Raw genomic sequence first — 3,358 nt, forward strand, 5'->3', positions numbered from 1 at the left:
GATGGTGAATGTTGATTTCTAGTCTTTGACTAGTTCGTTCTTTAAAAATTTGGGTATGTGATAGAAAGATAGACTGAACGTTACTTTCACTGGTAACGGATCAGGCTAAGGTAAAATTTGTGAGTTCTCTTAAATGAGAAATTCGAATTTTCGGCGAATGTCGTCTTCACAGTATAACCAGATTGCTTGGGGTTATATGGTCAAGTGAAGAAGCGCATACGGTGGATGCCTTGGCAGTCAGAGGCGATGAAAGACGTGGTAGCCTGCGAAAAGCTTCGGGGAGTCGGCAAACAGACTTTGATCCGGAGATGTCTGAATGGGGGAACCCAGCCATCATAAGATGGTTATCTTGTACTGAATACATAGGTGCAAGAGGCGAACCAGGGGAACTGAAACATCTAAGTACCCTGAGGAAAAGAAATCAACCGAGATTCCCTTAGTAGTGGCGAGCGAACGGGGACTAGCCCTTAAGTGGCTTTGAGATTAGCGGAACGCTCTGGAAAGTGCGGCCATAGTGGGTGATAGCCCTGTACGCGAAAATCTCTTAGTCATGAAATCGAGTAGGACGGAGCACGAGAAACTTTGTCTGAATATGGGGGGACCATCCTCCAAGGCTAAATACTACTGACTGACCGATAGTGAACTAGTACCGTGAGGGAAAGGCGAAAAGAACCCCGGAGAGGGGAGTGAAATAGATCCTGAAACCGTATGCGTACAAGCAGTGGGAGCCCACTTTGTTGGGTGACTGCGTACCTTTTGTATAATGGGTCAGCGACTTATTTTCAGTGGCGAGCTTAACCGAATAGGGGAGGCGTAGCGAAAGCGAGTCTTAATAGGGCGTCTAGTCGCTGGGAATAGACCCGAAACCGGGCGATCTATCCATGGGCAGGTTGAAGGTTAGGTAACACTGACTGGAGGACCGAACCGACTACCGTTGAAAAGTTAGCGGATGACCTGTGGATCGGAGTGAAAGGCTAATCAAGCTCGGAGATAGCTGGTTCTCCTCGAAAGCTATTTAGGTAGCGCCTCATGTATCACTGTAGGGGGTAGAGCACTGTTTCGGCTAGGGGGTCATCCCGACTTACCAAACCGATGCAAACTCCGAATACCTACAAGTGCCGAGCATGGGAGACACACGGCGGGTGCTAACGTCCGTCGTGAAAAGGGAAACAACCCAGACCGTCAGCTAAGGTCCCAAAGTTATGGTTAAGTGGGAAACGATGTGGGAAGGCTTAGACAGCTAGGAGGTTGGCTTAGAAGCAGCCACCCTTTAAAGAAAGCGTAATAGCTCACTAGTCGAGTCGGCCTGCGCGGAAGATGTAACGGGGCTCAAACCATACACCGAAGCTACGGGTATCACGCAAGTGATGCGGTAGAGGAGCGTTCTGTAAGCCTGTGAAGGTGAGTTGAGAAGCTTGCTGGAGGTATCAGAAGTGCGAATGCTGACATGAGTAACGACAATGGGTGTGAAAAACACCCACGCCGAAAGACCAAGGTTTCCTGCGCAACGTTAATCGACGCAGGGTTAGTCGGTCCCTAAGGCGAGGCTGAAAAGCGTAGTCGATGGAAAACAGGTTAATATTCCTGTACTTCTGGTTATTGCGATGGAGGGACGGAGAAGGCTAGGCCAGCTTGGCGTTGGTTGTCCAAGTTTAAGGTGGTAGGCTGAGATCTTAGGTAAATCCGGGATCTTAAGGCCGAGAGCTGATGACGAGTTACCCTTTGGGTGACGAAGTGGTTGATGCCATGCTTCCAAGAAAAGCTTCTAAGCTTCAGGTAACCAGGAACCGTACCCCAAACCGACACAGGTGGTTGGGTAGAGAATACCAAGGCGCTTGAGAGAACTCGGGTGAAGGAACTAGGCAAAATGGCACCGTAACTTCGGGAGAAGGTGCGCCGGTGAGGGTGAAGGACTTGCTCCGTAAGCTCATGCCGGTCGAAGATACCAGGCCGCTGCGACTGTTTATTAAAAACACAGCACTCTGCAAACACGAAAGTGGACGTATAGGGTGTGACGCCTGCCCGGTGCCGGAAGGTTAATTGATGGGGTTAGCTAACGCGAAGCTCTTGATCGAAGCCCCGGTAAACGGCGGCCGTAACTATAACGGTCCTAAGGTAGCGAAATTCCTTGTCGGGTAAGTTCCGACCTGCACGAATGGCGTAACGATGGCGGCGCTGTCTCCACCCGAGACTCAGTGAAATTGAAATCGCTGTGAAGATGCAGTGTATCCGCGGCTAGACGGAAAGACCCCGTGAACCTTTACTATAGCTTTGCACTGGACTTTGAATTTGCTTGTGTAGGATAGGTGGGAGGCTTTGAAGCGTGGACGCCAGTTCGCGTGGAGCCATCCTTGAAATACCACCCTGGCAACTTTGAGGTTCTAACTCAGGTCCGTTATCCGGATCGAGGACAGTGTATGGTGGGTAGTTTGACTGGGGCGGTCTCCTCCTAAAGAGTAACGGAGGAGTACGAAGGTGCGCTCAGACCGGTCGGAAATCGGTCGTAGAGTATAAAGGCAAAAGCGCGCTTGACTGCGAGACAGACACGTCGAGCAGGTACGAAAGTAGGTCTTAGTGATCCGGTGGTTCTGTATGGAAGGGCCATCGCTCAACGGATAAAAGGTACTCCGGGGATAACAGGCTGATACCGCCCAAGAGTTCATATCGACGGCGGTGTTTGGCACCTCGATGTCGGCTCATCACATCCTGGGGCTGAAGCCGGTCCCAAGGGTATGGCTGTTCGCCATTTAAAGTGGTACGCGAGCTGGGTTTAGAACGTCGTGAGACAGTTCGGTCCCTATCTGCCGTGGACGTTTGAGATTTGAGAGGGGCTGCTCCTAGTACGAGAGGACCGGAGTGGACGAACCTCTGGTGTTCCGGTTGTCACGCCAGTGGCATTGCCGGGTAGCTATGTTCGGGAAAGATAACCGCTGAAAGCATCTAAGCGGGAAACTTGCCTCAAGATGAGATCTCACTGGAACCTTGAGTTCCCTGAAGGGCCGTCGAAGACTACGACGTTGATAGGTTGGGTGTGTAAGCGCTGTGAGGCGTTGAGCTAACCAATACTAATTGCCCGTGAGGCTTGACCATATAACACCCAAGCAATTTGCGTCGAAAGGCCAGATTGCGGTGTGTGAAGACGAAACGAACCGAAAGTTCGATATTCACAAAACACCTGTATCACATACCCAATTTGCTGAAGCGAGGCCAGTGTGCCGCGATTCAGTACCCGAATTTCTTGACGACCATAGAGCGTTGGAACCACCTGATCCCATCCCGAACTCAGAAGTGAAACGATGCATCGCCGATGGTAGTGTGGGGTTTCCCCATGTGAGAGTAGGTCATCGTCAAGATTAAA

Annotated in this window: 2 rRNA genes; both read left to right on the forward strand. The window is 50.9% G+C overall.

Annotated elements, in window-relative coordinates:
* Positions 1 to 198 precede the first annotated feature (198 nt).
* Positions 199 to 3,090 (forward strand): 23S ribosomal RNA (locus tag HBN98_RS27720).
* Between the two features lie 147 nt (positions 3,091 to 3,237).
* Positions 3,238 to 3,353 (forward strand): 5S ribosomal RNA (gene rrf, locus HBN98_RS27725).
* The last annotated feature ends 5 nt before the right edge of the window (positions 3,354 to 3,358 follow it).

The sequence above is a fragment of the Pseudomonas koreensis genome (assembly GCF_012986595.1).
GTDB classification, from domain to species: domain Bacteria; phylum Pseudomonadota; class Gammaproteobacteria; order Pseudomonadales; family Pseudomonadaceae; genus Aquipseudomonas; species Aquipseudomonas koreensis.